This is a genomic window from Streptomyces sp. NBC_00224, from assembly GCF_041435195.1.
Classification (GTDB): domain Bacteria; phylum Actinomycetota; class Actinomycetes; order Streptomycetales; family Streptomycetaceae; genus Streptomyces.
The window spans coordinates 1,584,827-1,598,458 of the sequence record NZ_CP108106.1 but is presented as its reverse complement, the minus strand read 5'-3'; the positions used below and the strand labels follow the sequence as shown (position 1 = coordinate 1,598,458).

General features: G+C 72.5%; 14 protein-coding genes. 4 read left to right on the top strand and 10 right to left on the bottom strand.

Annotated elements, in window-relative coordinates; all coding sequences use genetic code 11:
* Positions 1-61: 61 nt before the first annotated feature.
* Together OG965_RS07150 and OG965_RS07145 are read right to left on the bottom strand one after the other, a co-directional pair.
* A complete protein-coding gene (locus OG965_RS07150; RefSeq protein ID WP_371650298.1) occupies positions 62-1,618 on the bottom strand; it encodes an alpha/beta hydrolase in 1,557 nt (518 codons plus the stop codon).
* 115 nt (positions 1,619-1,733) lie between these two features.
* Positions 1,734-2,396 carry a transcriptional regulator gene (locus OG965_RS07145; RefSeq protein WP_371650296.1) on the bottom strand — a complete coding sequence of 221 codons (663 nt, stop codon included), beginning with the start codon at positions 2,394-2,396 and terminating at the stop codon, positions 1,734-1,736.
* A 204-nt stretch (positions 2,397-2,600) separates the two neighbouring features.
* On the opposite strand from OG965_RS07145, the gene OG965_RS07140 reads away from it, so the two are divergent.
* Positions 2,601-3,788, top strand: coding sequence for a cytochrome P450 (locus OG965_RS07140; protein WP_371650294.1), 1,188 nt, complete (start codon positions 2,601-2,603; stop codon positions 3,786-3,788).
* 12 nt (positions 3,789-3,800) lie between these two features.
* Positions 3,801-3,992 carry a ferredoxin gene (locus tag OG965_RS07135; RefSeq protein WP_371650292.1) on the top strand — a complete coding sequence of 64 codons (192 nt, stop codon included), beginning with the start codon at positions 3,801-3,803 and terminating at the stop codon, positions 3,990-3,992.
* A 58-nt stretch (positions 3,993-4,050) separates the two neighbouring features.
* Here the strand turns inward: OG965_RS07135 and OG965_RS07130 are convergent, their stop codons facing one another.
* Together OG965_RS07130 and OG965_RS07125 are read right to left on the bottom strand one after the other, a co-directional pair.
* Positions 4,051-4,503: a nitroreductase family deazaflavin-dependent oxidoreductase gene (locus OG965_RS07130; protein ID WP_371650290.1), complete on the bottom strand. Its 453-nt coding sequence runs from the start codon at positions 4,501-4,503 to the stop codon at positions 4,051-4,053.
* Between the two features lie 112 nt (positions 4,504-4,615).
* Positions 4,616-5,107, bottom strand: a complete 492-nt coding sequence (locus tag OG965_RS07125) for a DUF2269 family protein (protein ID WP_371650287.1) — start codon at positions 5,105-5,107, stop codon at positions 4,616-4,618.
* Positions 5,108-5,352: 245 nt separating this feature from the next.
* Here OG965_RS07125 and OG965_RS07120 point away from each other — a divergent pair, with 245 nt between their 5' ends.
* Positions 5,353-6,084, top strand: a complete 732-nt coding sequence (locus OG965_RS07120) for an SDR family NAD(P)-dependent oxidoreductase (protein ID WP_371650284.1) — start codon at positions 5,353-5,355, stop codon at positions 6,082-6,084.
* Between the two features lie 441 nt (positions 6,085-6,525).
* Here the strand turns inward: OG965_RS07120 and OG965_RS07115 are convergent, their stop codons facing one another.
* Positions 6,526-7,023: a MarR family winged helix-turn-helix transcriptional regulator gene (locus tag OG965_RS07115; RefSeq protein ID WP_371650282.1), complete on the bottom strand. Its 498-nt coding sequence runs from the start codon at positions 7,021-7,023 to the stop codon at positions 6,526-6,528.
* 116 nt (positions 7,024-7,139) lie between these two features.
* On the opposite strand from OG965_RS07115, the gene OG965_RS07110 reads away from it, so the two are divergent.
* On the top strand, positions 7,140-7,778 hold the full coding sequence (locus OG965_RS07110; RefSeq protein ID WP_371650280.1) for an NAD(P)-dependent oxidoreductase: 639 nt from the start codon (positions 7,140-7,142) through the stop codon (positions 7,776-7,778).
* A gap of 67 nt (positions 7,779-7,845) precedes the next feature.
* Here the strand turns inward: OG965_RS07110 and OG965_RS07105 are convergent, their stop codons facing one another.
* The 5 genes from OG965_RS07105 to OG965_RS07085 form a co-directional block, all read right to left on the bottom strand.
* The gene (locus tag OG965_RS07105) at positions 7,846-9,192 is read right to left on the bottom strand and encodes an alpha-glucosidase/alpha-galactosidase (protein WP_371650278.1); all 1,347 of its coding nucleotides are present in this window, start codon (positions 9,190-9,192) and stop codon (positions 7,846-7,848) included.
* Positions 9,189-10,166 carry a carbohydrate kinase family protein gene (locus OG965_RS07100; RefSeq protein ID WP_371650276.1) on the bottom strand — a complete coding sequence of 326 codons (978 nt, stop codon included), beginning with the start codon at positions 10,164-10,166 and terminating at the stop codon, positions 9,189-9,191. The genes OG965_RS07105 and OG965_RS07100 overlap by 4 nt, the downstream gene beginning before the upstream one ends.
* Positions 10,167-10,229: 63 nt before the next feature.
* The gene (locus tag OG965_RS07095) at positions 10,230-11,117 is read right to left on the bottom strand and encodes a carbohydrate ABC transporter permease (protein WP_371650274.1); all 888 of its coding nucleotides are present in this window, start codon (positions 11,115-11,117) and stop codon (positions 10,230-10,232) included.
* Positions 11,114-12,133: a carbohydrate ABC transporter permease gene (locus OG965_RS07090; RefSeq protein WP_371650272.1), complete on the bottom strand. Its 1,020-nt coding sequence runs from the start codon at positions 12,131-12,133 to the stop codon at positions 11,114-11,116. Before OG965_RS07090 ends, OG965_RS07095 begins: the two co-directional genes overlap by 4 nt.
* A complete protein-coding gene (locus OG965_RS07085) occupies positions 12,130-13,482 on the bottom strand; it encodes an ABC transporter substrate-binding protein (protein WP_371650269.1) in 1,353 nt (450 codons plus the stop codon). The genes OG965_RS07090 and OG965_RS07085 overlap by 4 nt, the downstream gene beginning before the upstream one ends.
* Positions 13,483-13,632: the final 150 nt, after the last annotated feature.

Sequence of the window (13,632 nt, the reverse complement as noted above, 5' to 3'; positions counted from 1 at the left end):
GGGCCCTGGGGCCGGTGATGGCCAGATGCGTGCGTCAACCTGTCACGCCCGCCGTCGCCCGTCAGGGGCGCGCCGGGCAGCTGGTGTCGCCCGCCGGGATCCGGTCGTCGAGGAGATAGCCCTCGACGAGCCCGTCCACGCACGCGTTGTCGTTCAGGTACTGGCCGTGGTCGCCGCCGCCGGTCACCGTCACCAGACGCGAGGTGGGCAGGGCGCGGTGGGCGCGCAGGGCGCCCTCGTAGTGGGTGGCCGGGTCGTGTACGGAGTTGAGCATCAGGACGGGCGGCAGGCCCTTGCCGGTGACCTCGATGTGCGGCGCCTTCGAGCGCGGCCAGGAGGCGCAGATCGACGCGAACGTCAACTCCCGGGCGCCCGCCAGCGGGTAGGCGCGGGTGGCCTCGGCGCTCTCGCGGACCCAGTGGCCGCTGTCCCGGTTCCACGGAGTGTCGGCGCAGGTCACGGCGAAGAAGTCGGCGAAGAAGTCCGCGCCCATGGCGTGCTGGAGGCGCCGGGCGAGGGCCTTGCGGTCGGCGGGTGCGGCCGTGTCGGGGTGTTCCAGGACACCGAGCGCCGAGGCGAACCCGCCGAAGCGCCCCGTGTTGTACATCGCGTCGGTCGCGGCGACGTCGAGGCTGTTGGCGGTGACGCTGGTGCCCTCCAGCTCCAGTGGGTGCTCGTGCAGGGCCCGGCGCAGCCGTTCGTAGCTCGCCTTGGCCTCGGCCGGGGTGCGGCCCTGGTGGTAGACGGTGTCGTTCTTGGCCAGCCACGGCAGGAAGTCCTGCTCGAACCGGCGCTGGAAGCCGAGCGGCTGCCCCGTCATGAACGACTGCCAGGAGCCGCTGAAGTCGACGTTGCTGTCCAGGACCATCCGCTCGACCCGGCCGGGGAACTCCGTCGCGTAGTACGCGCCGAGGAAGGTGGCGTAGGACGGCCCGTAGTACGAGATCCTGTCCACGCCGAGCAGCGCGCGGTACAGGTCCATGTCGTGGACGGCCTGGTCGGTGGTGATGTACGGCAGCAGCTCGCCGGAGTTGCGCTCACAGTCCCGTACGAACGCGCGGGCCCGGGCGAAGGTCTGGCGGATCGCCGGGGAGGTGCGGTCGCGCAGGTCGCCGCTGTCGAAGAAGGAGTCCACGGTGGGCTGGCCCGAGCAGACCACGCGGGTACTGCTGCCGACGCCGCGCTGGTCGAACCCGACGATGTCGTACGCGGCCGCCAGCTTCGGCGCGCCCTCGGCCAAGCCGGTGGGCCGGGTGAGACCCGAGGCGCCCGGACCGCCCGCCGCCATCATCAGGACGCCCTTGCGCGCCCCGGGACCGGTCGCGCGGTGACGGGAGACCGCGACGGTGAGGTCCGGGCCCGCGCCGGGGTGGCGCCAGTCGCGCGGGACCGCCATGGCCGCGCACTCCAGCGCGCCCGAGTCGCAGGGCCGCCAGTCGAGGTGCTGCCGCAGATAGCGGTCGGGCACGCGGGCGGCGCCTGCCGGAGGTGCGGTGGAGGCGTGGGCCGTGGCGGCCGGCAGCGTGGCGGCCACGAGGAGTCCGGCCGCGGCGGCGACCGACCAGCGTGTCGCGTTCGACCACCGGGCCGCGTTCCGGAACGTGCTCAACGTGCTCATGGGTACTCCCCGTCGGGGTGGATCGGTCGTCTGCGATCCTCCTGCCGCGGGCAGGGCCCGATCGATCCCGCTGGTACCCGGATCGGCGGTGGCACTGGTGCCACCGGCCACCCGGTCACCGGTCGGCGAGCGTGTTCCAGAACATCGCCTCGTACGTCTGCAGCAGCCTGCCGTAGCGGCGGGCCAGGGCGGTCTCGGCGTCGGAGTGGACGCCCGAGGCGACGGCCGCGAGGGCCTGGCGCTCCAGGTCGGGCGAGGGCTCGGCGAAGAAGTCGAAGAAGCCGCACGCCTCGTCGGAGAATCCGTAGCGGCCGCGCAGTGCTTCGGCCACGGTGGCGCAATAGCCGCCCCACGCCGCGAAGTTGGCGGTGAGCGCGAGCGCCACCAGGGGCGGCTCGCCGTTCAGTGCCAGCCACGCCACATGGGCCGGATACGTCTGGCAGCCGGCCAGCGGCTCGTACCGCTCGATGTCGCCCGCGTCGAGCCCGCAGGCGGCCCCGTATGCGCCGAGCCGCTCCTGGGCGAGTCTCTCGCCGGTCGCGAGCGAGGTGAAGAACTCCGCGCAGGCGGAGTTGCCCGCTCCCGCCGACCGGTCGGCGAGGAAGGCGAAGGCGCGCAGATCGGAGCCGATGACGTGGTGCTGCTCCAGCGCCAGCGCGGCCAGCGAGGGCAGGGTGGCCGAGCCGTTCGCGATCCGCGGCACCAGCCGGTTGGCGTCCTTCGCGGGAGCCAGCTCCGCCGTGACCCTCTCCACCAGTTCCCGGGCCGTGACTGCCATGCGGGACCCCTCTTCCGCCTGCGCGCTCGTGGTGCTGGGGCCCCAGGCTCTCATGCGCACACGGGGCGAGTCGGCCCATTGCGGCAGAAATCAGCTGGATCGTCCCGCACGGGTGATTCGGCCGAACTCTGCGTAGAGTACTTAGCTGCCTTGGGCATGTAATGGAGATCGGCAAGACGGACTCTTCGCTTGCGAGGTTCACCCATGACCGAATCTGTCTCCTTCCCCCAGGACCGCACCTGCCCCTATCAGCCGCCCACCGCGTACGAGCCGCTGCGGGAAGCGAGCCCGCTGTCGCGCGTGACGCTCTTCGACGGCCGCACCGCGTGGTTCGTGACCGGCCACGCCGAGGCGCGGGCGCTGCTCGTCGACCCGCGGCTCTCCTCCGACCGGCTCCACCCGGCCTTCCCGACGACCACCGAGCGGTTCGCGGCGCTGAACGAACGCCGCACCGAACTCCTCGGCGTGGACGACCCCGAGCACAACACCCAGCGCCGCAAGGTCATCCCCGGCTTCACCCTCAAGCGCACCGCCGCCCTGCGGCCGATGATCAGCCGGACCGTGGACGGCCTGCTCGACGCCATGGTCGAGAAGGGGCCGCCGGTCGACCTGGTCTCCGCGTTCGCGCTACCGGTGCCGTCCATGGTGATCTGCGCGCTGCTCGGCATCCCCTACGACGACCACGACTTCTTCGAGGAGCAGTCCCGGCGGCTGCTGCGCGGGCCGGCTCCGTCCGACACCCAGGACGCCCGCGACCAACTCGACGGCTATCTCGGCAAGTTGATCGACCACAAGGTCCGCGAGCCGGGTGACGGGCTGCTCGACGAGCTCATCGAGGACCAGCTGCACACCGGCGGCATGGATCGGGCTCAGCTGGTCAGGATGGCGGTGCTGCTGCTCGTCGCCGGGCACGAGACCACCGCGAACATGCTGTCGCTCGGCACCTTCACGCTCCTGGAGCACCCCGAGCGGCTCGCGGAGCTGCGGGCGGACGTGTCGCTGATGCCGGTGGCGGTCGAGGAGCTGATGCGGTTCCTCTCCATCGCCGACGGCATTCTGCGGGTGGCCACCGAGGACATCGAGGTGGCCGGGACCGTGATCCGCGCCGAGGAGGGTGTCGTGCTCTCCACCTCCCTGATCAACCGGGACGGCTCGGTCTACCCGGACGCCGACGCGCTCGACTGGCGCCGATCGGCCCGCCACCACGTGGGTTTCGGGTTCGGCATCCACCAGTGCCTGGGGCAGAACCTGGCGCGGGCCGAGATGGAGATCGCCCTGGGCGGCCTCATCGCGCGGCTGCCGGGGCTGCGGCTCGCGGCGCCCGCCGACCGGATTCCGTTCAAACCGGGCGACACCCTCCAGGGAATGCTGGAACTCCCCGTCACTTGGTAGTGGAGTGGGCTCATGAAGATCAGCATCAATGGTGACGTCTGTATCGGCTCGGGGCAGTGCGCCCTGACGGCGCCGGGTGTGTTCACCCAGGACGACGACGGCTTCAGCGAGTTGCTGCCGGGGCGCGCGGACGGCGGGGGAGACCCCATGGTTCGCGAGGCGGCCCGCGCCTGCCCGGTGCAGGCCATCTCGGTGGAGGACTGACGCCGCGCAGGTGGTACGGCACGGATCCCCCGTGCCGTACCACCGATCGGCGCGGCCGTCAGCGGTCGGTGTGCCGCAGCCGTACGACGGGAATGTCCCGCTCGGTCTTCGCCTGGTACTCCGCGTACGGCGGGAACACCTCCACCAAGTGCGGCCACACCCGGGCCTTCTCCTGCGGGGAGAGGGTCTCGGCGTGGGCCGGGAACCGCTCGGTGCCGACCCGGATGCTGACGTCCGGCTCGTCCACGAGGTTGAGGTACCAGAGCGGGTGGTCGTCGGATCCGCCCTTGGAGGCCACGATCAGGTAGTCGTCGCCGTCGCGCCCGTAGATCAGTACGGTGCGGCGCACCGCGCCGCTGCGGCGGCCGACGTAGTCCAGGAGCAGACAGGGCGCGCCGCGCAGGGTCGTTCCCTCGGTGCCGCCCGACTCCTCGTACAGCTGGGCCTGTTGGGCCACCCAGCCGGTCGGGCTGATCTCCACCGCGCCGCCGTCTCCGGGTTTCAGAGCCACTGCGTCCTCCCTTGCCGAGGGTGATTCGCCTTCCAGCCTGCCCCACTCGGCGGGGGCGAGTCGTCGGAGCGCACCCGGGCGGCCGGAAACGTTTCCTCGCGGCCGCCGGCCGTCAGCCTCCGGTGGTGGAGCCGGGCCGCAGGATCATGAGGACGGTCACCGCCGCCCACAGGAGGTTGAACACCCCCGTGAACATGGCCAGTCGGGCGGTCCCGCGCACGTCGACGGCGGTCACCGGCCCGGTGTGCCCGCCGGTGGCGGCCGCGTCGAGCTCGGTGAGTATCGCGTCCTGGCGGGGCAGGACGAGCGCGATCAGCGCGCCCGCCGCGAGGGTCGTCAGCACGATCGAGACGATCAGCCAGGTGTCGCCGAGGATGTGCATGTTGCTCGCCGTGGCGAACCCGAAGACGGGTACCGCGACGCCCACGGCGGCATAGACCCGGCAGATCCGGTACAGCAGCCGCACCGATGCCAGCGCCTGCGCGTCGTCGGGTGCGGCCAGTGCCCGCCGGGCGGTGGGCGGGAACATGCTGGCGGCCACGGTGACCGGTCCGACGGCGAGGATCGCGGCCAGGATGTGCACGGTGAGGAGGAACTTCGTCACGAGCAGGGCACTTTCGTACGGGTGCGAGGGCTTCCGGACGGGAGCCCCGGCCGACGTTATGGCGTGCTCGTGCGCCGGAGAAGTGGCGGGAGTGCCAGTATCCAACGGATTCCCGCCAACTCGCTCGGACGGGTGCGCCGTCGTCCGTACACAGGGCCCCCGGGGCGTTGTCAGTGCCGGAACCTACGATGGTGGAAGATCACTTCCATTCGGAGTGGTCGCTCGCCCGGCGCCGGAGGTTCGTTGTGGAGCAGCAGTTCGTCACCGTCGTCACCGGCGGCAGTCGCGGTATCGGCGCCGCGGTCTGCGCCCGGCTGGCCACCGACGGCCACGACGTGGTCGTGGGCTACCGCTCGGACGCCGCGGCCGCCGAAGCCGTCGCCGAGGAGGTGCGCGCGGCGGGCCGCAAGAGCCTGGCGGTGGCGGTCGACACGGCGGACGAGGCTTCCGTGGACCGGCTCTTCGATGCCGCCGCCGCGCTCGGCCCGGTCACCGGGCTCGTCAACAACGCGGGGGTCAGCGGCCCCAACGGCCGTCTCGCCGACGCCGACGCGGAGGGGATGCGCCGGGCCATCGACGTCAATGTGCTGGGCTATCTGCTCTGCGCCCGCCGGGCCGTGCGCGACATGGCGGCGCGGGGCGGCGGGTCCATAGTCAACATCTCCTCGGCCGCGGCCACCCTGGGCAGCCCCGGGCAGTACGTGCACTACGCCGCCACCAAGGCGGCCGTCGACGGCATGACGGTCGGCCTCGCCAAGGAGGTCGCGGCCGACGGCATCCGGGTCAACTGTGTGGCGCCGGGCATCATCTGGACCGGCTTCCACGAGGACCCCGAGCGCCCCGCGAAGCTCGCCGGCGCCATCCCGATGGGCCGGGCCGGGCGGCCGGACGAGATCGCCGGAGCGGTCGCGTGGCTGCTCTCCGACGACGCCTCGTACGCGACGGGGACGGTCATGCGGGTGGCGGGCGGGATGTAGCCGGGGAGCCGCCCTGGCATCAGGTCAGCGGACCCGGCGAGGGCATCGGTTCCGGTACGGGGTCGGGCCCCGGCGGGTTCGGCACGGGATCCGGCTCCGGTACGGGCAGGGGCCCCGGCAGCGGTCCGGGCCCGGGTGCGGGCGGGCCGGGCGTCGGCCCCGGCGTCGGCGGCACCGGATCGGGCCGTCCCGGGGTCGGGCCCGGGGTGGGACCCGGCGTCGGCGGGTTGGGATCCGGGTACGGGGGCTGGGTCATCGGGACCTCCTGGGGTGCTCCGGCCCTGCTCCGGGCCGGTGGGCGGGGCGTCGGCTCCGCGCCCGGAACCTGGCCCGTGCGGCCCGACGCCGTCTCCACTGTCTCCTCCAGCGCGTGCCCACGCCCGTCGGCTGTACTCCATCCGTCGCCCGGCGCCGCCCCGCCCGGGGTCCGCGACCGCCGGGTCAGTCGACGCCGTCCCCGAGGGATTCGAGGAGTTCGCGCAGGGTCCCCGCGAGCGCGTCCCGCCGGTCCGTGCCGAGGGCGGCGAGCAGCCGTTCCTCCGTGGCGAGGTGGTCGGGCAGCGCCCGGTCGATGAGTGCCCGGCCCTCGGCGGTGAGGGCGACCTCGACGACCCGGCCGTCGGTCGCGCTCGGGGAGCGGGTCACCAGGCCGCGCGCCTCCAGCCGGTCGAGGCGCTGCGAGACGGCGCCCGAGGTGACCATCGCGGAGCGCATCAGCTCGGCGGGGGTCAGCAGATGGGGCGGCGGGCTGCGGCGCAGGGTCGCGAGCACGTCGAAGGAGGCGGGGTCGAGGCCGTGCTCGGCGAAGGTGCGGCGCAGTTCGGTCTCGATCAGCCGGGAGAGGCGCTTCAGCCGCCCGATCACCGCCATCGGCGACACATCGAGGTCGGGGCGGCGCTCGCCCCACTGCGCGAGCAGGAGGTCCACATGGTCGGTCACGGACTCAGACTAGCCAATCTCTTAGCGATGAGATACTTTCCCCTTAGTCTCTTAGTGCTAAGAGACTAAGGGAAACCTTCCGGCGCGACCGGACGGACCAGAAGGAGCGGACACTCATGCGCATCACCGTCTTCGGAGCCGCGGGAAACGTCGGCAGCCGCGTCGTGGCCGAGGCCGTCGCCCGGGGGCACGAGGTCACCGCCGTCGTGCGTGACCGGGCCCGCTTCCCCGAACTCCACCCGGCCGCCGTCGCCCGTACCGGCGACGCGCGGAACGTCGAGGACATAGCCGAGCTGAGCGCCGGACAGGACCTGGTCATCAGCGCCACCAGGCCCGCGCCGGGCAGCGAGGGCGACCTCGTCACGGTGACCAAGGCACTCCTGGCCGGGCTCACCGGAACCGGCGTGCGGGTGCTGGTCGTCGGCGGCGCCGCCACCCTGACGCTGCCCGGGGGCGGGGGCGCCACCGTCGTCGACGACCCGGACTTCCCCGCCGACTGGCAGCCCATCGCGCAGGCGTGCACCGAGCAACTCGCCGTCTGGCGCGCCGAGACCGAGGTCGACTGGGCCTACCTCAGCCCGGCCGCCCTCCTGGAGCCGGGCGAGCGCACCGGCAGCTACCGGCTCGGCGCCGACGAGCTCCTGGTGGACGACCGGGGCGAGTCCGCGATCTCGATGGAGGACCTCGCGGTGGCGCTCCTCGACGAGGCCGAGCAGCCCCGCCACCACCGCACGAGGTTCACCGTGGCGTACTGAGAGCCTGTCTTTGAACCCCCGCCTGCGCAGCGGCGGGGGTTCAAAGACAGGCTCTCAGGCGCCGCCCTCAGTGCCCGAGCAGCACTCTCAACTCGGGCTGGAGCAGCTCCCCGTGGGCCTGTACGAGGTCGTCGCACAGGTCCCAGATCCGCTCCACCGGCAGCGTGGCGGCGGTCGCCGCGTCGGTCATCGCGGCGTGCCGCACATGCCGGGGCTCGCCCTCGGTGGCGGCCCGGACCACCAGATCGGTGACGCTGGCGTACGTACGGTTCAGCGCCGCGCACTGCGGCGGGAGCGCGCCGACGTGGGTCGGCTGCACGCCCGACGCGTCGACCAGGCAAGGGACCTCGACCACGGCATCGGTCGGCAGATTGCTGATCAGGCCGGTGTTGGGGACGTTGCCGTAGATCGTGCGGACCGTGCCCGTCACGATGCTGTGGACGATCTGCGGGGCGTACTCCATGGTGCCCTCGACCGGCAGCGGCCGGCCCGCCGCCAGGGCGTTGCGGGTGCGCTCGTAGCTGACCGTGTTGTCCTCGATGATGTCGAGGTACGCGCCGATCGGCAGCCGCAGCCGCTCCACCTCGCTGTCGTGGTGCAGGTACCACGGCACGTACTCGGAGGAGTGCTCACTGGTCTCGGTGGGGTAGTGGCCGAGCCTGCGGTACATGTCCACGCGGACCCGGCGCAGCAGTTCGCGGTCCTTCTCGATGGCGGCATCCAGGAGCGGGTGCAGATCCCGGCCGTCGCGCTCGAAGCGCAGCACCCACGCCTGGTGGTTCATCCCGGCGGCCAGGTACGACACCTCGGAGAAGTCCACGCCGACCAGCTCGGACAGGTCGTGCATCGTCCAGTACACCGAGTGGCACAGGCCCACCGCCTTCAGCCGGGGGGCGATCCGGTGCAGATAGAGGAGGTTCATCGCCATCGGGTTGGTGTAGTTCAACAGCCAGGCGTCCGGGCAGAGTTCGGCCATGTCCTCGGCGATCCCGCGCAGTACGGGGAAGGTGCGCAGGGCACGGAAGATGCCGCCGACGCCGAGCGTGTCGCCGATGGTCTGGCGCAGTCCGTAGCGCGCGGGGACGGCGAAGTCGGTGCGGGTCGCCGCGTTCATGCCGACCTGGACGGTGTTGATGACGAAGTGCGCGCCGTCGAGCGCGCCGCGCCGGTCGGGGTGCGCGGTGATGACGGGGGCGACCTTCAGCGCCCCCGCGATGTGCCGGGCCGCCGCCTCGCTGGTCGCCAGCCGCTCGGGGTCGATGTCGTGCAGCGCGATCCGCAGCCGGGTGAACTCGGGGAAGGCGAACAGGTCGGCCAGCAGCCCCTGGGTGAACACCACACTGCCCGCGCCCATGAAGGCGATCTTCACTTCGGCCGGTTCGGCCATCTCGGTGACTCCAGTCGTCTCGGTCATGCGGGAACTCCGGTCCCGGGGACATGGGCCAGCGCCTCGTCCCAGGTGGGCTGGGCCGCGGTGCCGCCGCGGCCGCGGGTGGACAGCGAGCCGCAGGCCGCGGCGACGGCCAGGGCGTCCGCGAGGCCGAGCCCGCGCAGTACGGCGGCGACGAATCCGGCGTCGAAGCTGTCCCCGGCACCGACGGTGTCGAGCGGCTCGACGGGCAGGGCGGGAGCCGTGGTGACCCGCGTCCCGTCGTGCGCGAGCGCCCCGTCGGCACCGTTCTTGACCACGACGAGCGGGCCGCGCCGGGCCAGTGCGGCCGCCGCCTCGGCCACGCCCTTGGCGACCCCGGTCATGGCGCGCGCCTCGGCCGCGTTGGGCAGCACCTGGTCCGTCACCTTCAGGACCGGGTCGAGTAGTTCCGGGTCCCAGCGGCCGGACGGGTCGTCGTTGGTGTCGAGCGAGGTCGTCGCGCCCAGCTCGCGCGCCCGCGCGAACACCTCGGCGAGCGCCCCGGCCAGCCGCGGCATCAGGAAGAAGGAGGCCGCGTGGACGTGCCGGGTCCCGGCGAGCAGTTCCTCGGGGACGTCCCCGGGTCCGGTCGCGGTCAGGCATCCCGGCGCGGTGAGGATCGCCCGGTCGGCGCCCCGGGTGAGGACGGCGGTGAGCGGGGTGGCCCGTTCGGGGTCGGTGGCCAGGGCCGAGGTGTCGACTCCGCGCGCGGCCAGGGCCGTACGGACGAAGGCGCCCGCCGGGTCGTCGCCGACGCGGCCTGCGAACGCCACGCGCAGCCCGAGCCGGGCCGCGCCGCACGCCATGATCGCGGCGGAGCCGCCGAGGACGAGGTCGGCCCGCTCGACCAGCTGCTCGCGCTGGCCGTACGCGAGGTCGCGCGGCACCGGGCCGAGGACCACGTCCGGGTTGGCGTCGCCCACGACGAGCAGGTCGAAGGGGCGGGAGGAGGACGGAGGCGCAGGTGGTGAAGGCATGGCGAAGGGCTCTCTGGTCCGGGGGCGGGTGCTCGGGTGCGTCCCGTGAAGGCGCGGGTCGCCTCAGCCCTTCAGCCCGCTCGACGTCAACGACTGGATGAAGGTCCGCTGGGCGAACAGGAAGGCGAGCAGCACCGGCAGCACCGTGATGACGTTGCCCGCCATCACCGCCGCCCACTGGGTGTGGTGCTGCCCCTGGAAGGTGGTCAGCCCCAGCTGGAGGGTGTACTGGGTGTCGTGGTTGATGGCGATCAGCGGCCAGGACAGGTCGTTCCAGGTGGCGAGGAAGGTCAGCACCGCGACCGTGGCGAGCGCGGGCCGGGCCAGCGGCGCCACGATCGAGAAGAGCACCCGCAGCCGTGAGCACCCGTCGATCCAGGCGGCCTCCTCCATCTCCCTGGGCAGCCCGAGGAAGAACTGCCGGAAGAGGAACACCGCGAACGGGGTGACCAGGGACGGCACGATCAGCGCGCCCAGCGTGTCGATCAGCCCCAGCCACTTCATCACCAGGAACGTGGGGATCATCGTCAGCTGGAACGGGATCACCATCGTCGCCAGCATCAGCGCGAGCAGCGCCCGCGAACCCCGGAACCGCATCCGGGCGAACGCGTAGCCGCCGAGCGCCCCGAGCACCAGGTTGGAGCCCACGGCGACGACCGAGACGATGCACGAGTTGGCGAACCAGCGCGGGAACATCGCGTTGCCCAGCACATAGCGGTACCCACCGAAGTCGATCCCCTTGGGCCACAGCGCCGGCGGGAACCGGTTGATCTCGGCGTTCGTCATGAACGAGCTGAGCACCAGCCACACCAGCGGCAGCGCGAAGCAGAGCGAGAGCGGCGCGAGCAGCAAGTGCCAGGCGCTGAACGGCAGTCGGCGCCGCTTGGCCGTGCGCGCCGCCGGGGCGGCCGCGGGTGCGGCGCCCTCGGTGACCATGGTGGAGGCGGTCATCGGGCCACTCCTTCCGCGCGCCGCAGTCCGGGTGTGGTGCCGGTGGTGCGCTCCCGGTGGCGGCGGTAGAGCGTCACGGCCGTGCCCGCGAGGAGCAGGGCGACGGCGAGTACGTACGCGGCGGCGGCGCCGTAGCCCGCGGTGAACGTGCGGAACGCCTGCTGCCAGACGAAGTACACGATGACCGTGGTCGACTCCAGCGGCCCGCCCTTGGTCGTCACGTACACCAGGTCGAACACCTGGAGCGCGGTGATCAGCTGCCACAGCACCAGGAACGCGGTGACCGGGGCGAGCGTCGGCAGCGTCACGTACCGCAGGACCTGTGCCCGGTTCGCCCCGTCCAGGCGTGCCGACTCGACGAGTTCGGTGGGTACGTCCTGGAGCGCGGCGAGGAAGACGACGACGCAGAAGCCGATGCCGCTCCACAGGGAGATCGCCAGCAGGACGTACAGCGACTGGCCCGGGTCGGTCAGGAAGCCCTGCGGCGAGACGCCGAGCTTGTGCAGAATCGAGTTGGCGGCGCCGAACTGCGGGTCGAAGATGAAGGAGAACAGCACGCCCTGTGCGGCGGCCGAGACGACGAACGGTATGAACACGAGGGTGCGGTAGATGCCGACGAACCGGATCCGCCGGTTGAGGGCCAGGGCCAGCGCGAGCCCGCCCGCCAGGCTCAGCGGCACGTAGATGCCCGCGTACGTCAGGGTGTTCTCGACGGCCTTGCGGAAGCCGGGGTCCTTCGACAGGGCCCGGTAGTTGTCGAGGCCGACCCAGCGGCCGGGGGTGACCAGGTCGTCGGCGCGGAACGACAGCAGCAGCGACCAGATGACCGGCACCACGCTCAAGCCCAGGATGACCAGGACCGACGGGGTGATGAACGCCCAGGCGGTGGCCGTCTCGCCGCGTGCCCTCCGGCGCCGGGCGCGGCGCCGTTCGGCGGGCTCCCGCTCGGCAGGGGCCAGGGTGAGCGGGCGGGGTGCGCCCGTACGGGATCCTCGGTCCACGACGACCCTCCTCATCGGGGAATCAGCAGGGCGGCGTCGGCCTTGTCGGCGCACCGGCGCACCGCCTTGGCGGGGGAGGCGCGGCCGAGCAGCACGGACACCACGGCCTCGCCGGTGGCCTGGGAGATCTGCGGATAGGCGGGGTGGATGGGCCGCACCCGGGCGGTTTCCAGGGCCTTGGTGAACACGGGGAGGCCGACGGTGTCGGCGGAGTGCCGCTGCCAGGCGCTCTCGGCCTCGCTCTGTCTGCTCAGCGGCAGGCTGCCGCCCCCTACGTCCCACCGCACGTCCTGCGCGGGCGTGATCAGCCAGCGCACGAACTCCACGGCCGCCCGGGCGCGCGCCTTGCCGTTGTCGAAGACGGTCCAGGTGTCGGGCCCGGAGATGGTGAGCGGTTTTCCGCTGTAGGTGGGCATGGGCACCACGTCGTACGGCAGCTTGGACTCCACGATGTTGGGCAGCTGCCACGGCCCGGTGATCACCATGCCCATCCGGCCGGAGGTGAACACCTGGTACATCTGCTCGCTGCCGGGTTTGGGGTCGATGTAGACGCTCTTGTCGGCGACCAGTTGGGCCACGGTCTCCAGGGCCCGTTTACCGGCGTCGGCGAAGCCGATGCTCTTGCCGTCGGGGCCGATCACGTCGCCGCCGAGGTCCCACACCATCGGCCACAGCCGCCACACGGTGTCCTCGTCGCCCGCGCCCGGCCAGCCGGTGCCGAAGACGCCGTGCCCGGCGTCGGTGAGCTTCTTGGCGGTGGCCACGAACTCGGGCCAGGTCCAGCCGGGTTTGGGCAGCGGGATTCCGGCGCGGCGGAAGAGCGTGGTGTTGCAGGCGACGGCGAGCGAGTCGAGCAGCGAGGGCGCGGCCCGCACCTTGCCGTGCAGGGTGACGGCTTCCCGGACGGAGGGCCAGAAGTCGTTCCACGGCGGCGAGCCGTCGTGCATCACGCCGGTCAGATCGACGACTTTCGGGCTGCGGGCGATGCTGGCGAGGTCCGAGCCGAAGATATACGCGATGTCGGGGTAGGAGCCGGCCGCCAGCGCGGCCGTGACCTTCTGGAGCATGGCGTCCGCGACCACGCCGCCGCCGCTCGCGTTCACCCGGATGCGGGACTGCGAGCGGTTGAAGTCGGCGGCGAGCCCTTCGATCGCCTTGGCGCCGATCTCGTTCTGGCCGTGCCACATCTCGATGTTGACGCGGCCGTCGGAGCCGACGCCGTCGGAGGTGGTCGAGGCGCAGGCGTCGAGCAGGGGGAGGGTCGCGGCCCCGGCGACGACGCCCGCCCCGGTGCGCAGCACCCGGCGGCGCGGGAGGCCCGGGGCGGGGTGGGGCTTGCTGGTGCGGTCCTGACCGGCGGGCATGGTCGTCCATCCCTTCGCGGATGCGCCCCGCCTCGGACGCGGGACACACGCCCTGGCGACTCGGGCCGGACTCGGGATCGGGTCGGGATCCGCTACCGGCTGGGTGCACCTCTCGAAGCGCCGGGCCGCGTGGGCCCTGCACTGGCTGGA

Coding starts and splice junctions, on each gene's coding strand:
- OG965_RS07105 (WP_371650278.1), bottom strand. CDS start 9,192: ATGACCGAGACGACTGGAGTCACCGAGATGGCCGAACCGGCCGAAGTG.
- OG965_RS07150 (WP_371650298.1), bottom strand. CDS start 1,618: ATGAGCACGTTGAGCACGTTCCGGAACGCGGCCCGGTGGTCGAACGCG.
- OG965_RS07090 (WP_371650272.1), bottom strand. CDS start 12,133: ATGAGGAGGGTCGTCGTGGACCGAGGATCCCGTACGGGCGCACCCCGC.
- OG965_RS07140 (WP_371650294.1), top strand. CDS start 2,601: ATGACCGAATCTGTCTCCTTCCCCCAGGACCGCACCTGCCCCTATCAG.
- OG965_RS07145 (WP_371650296.1), bottom strand. CDS start 2,396: ATGGCAGTCACGGCCCGGGAACTGGTGGAGAGGGTCACGGCGGAGCTG.
- OG965_RS07085 (WP_371650269.1), bottom strand. CDS start 13,482: ATGCCCGCCGGTCAGGACCGCACCAGCAAGCCCCACCCCGCCCCGGGC.
- OG965_RS07095 (WP_371650274.1), bottom strand. CDS start 11,117: ATGACCGCCTCCACCATGGTCACCGAGGGCGCCGCACCCGCGGCCGCC.
- OG965_RS07110 (WP_371650280.1), top strand. CDS start 7,140: ATGCGCATCACCGTCTTCGGAGCCGCGGGAAACGTCGGCAGCCGCGTC.
- OG965_RS07135 (WP_371650292.1), top strand. CDS start 3,801: ATGAAGATCAGCATCAATGGTGACGTCTGTATCGGCTCGGGGCAGTGC.
- OG965_RS07100 (WP_371650276.1), bottom strand. CDS start 10,166: ATGCCTTCACCACCTGCGCCTCCGTCCTCCTCCCGCCCCTTCGACCTG.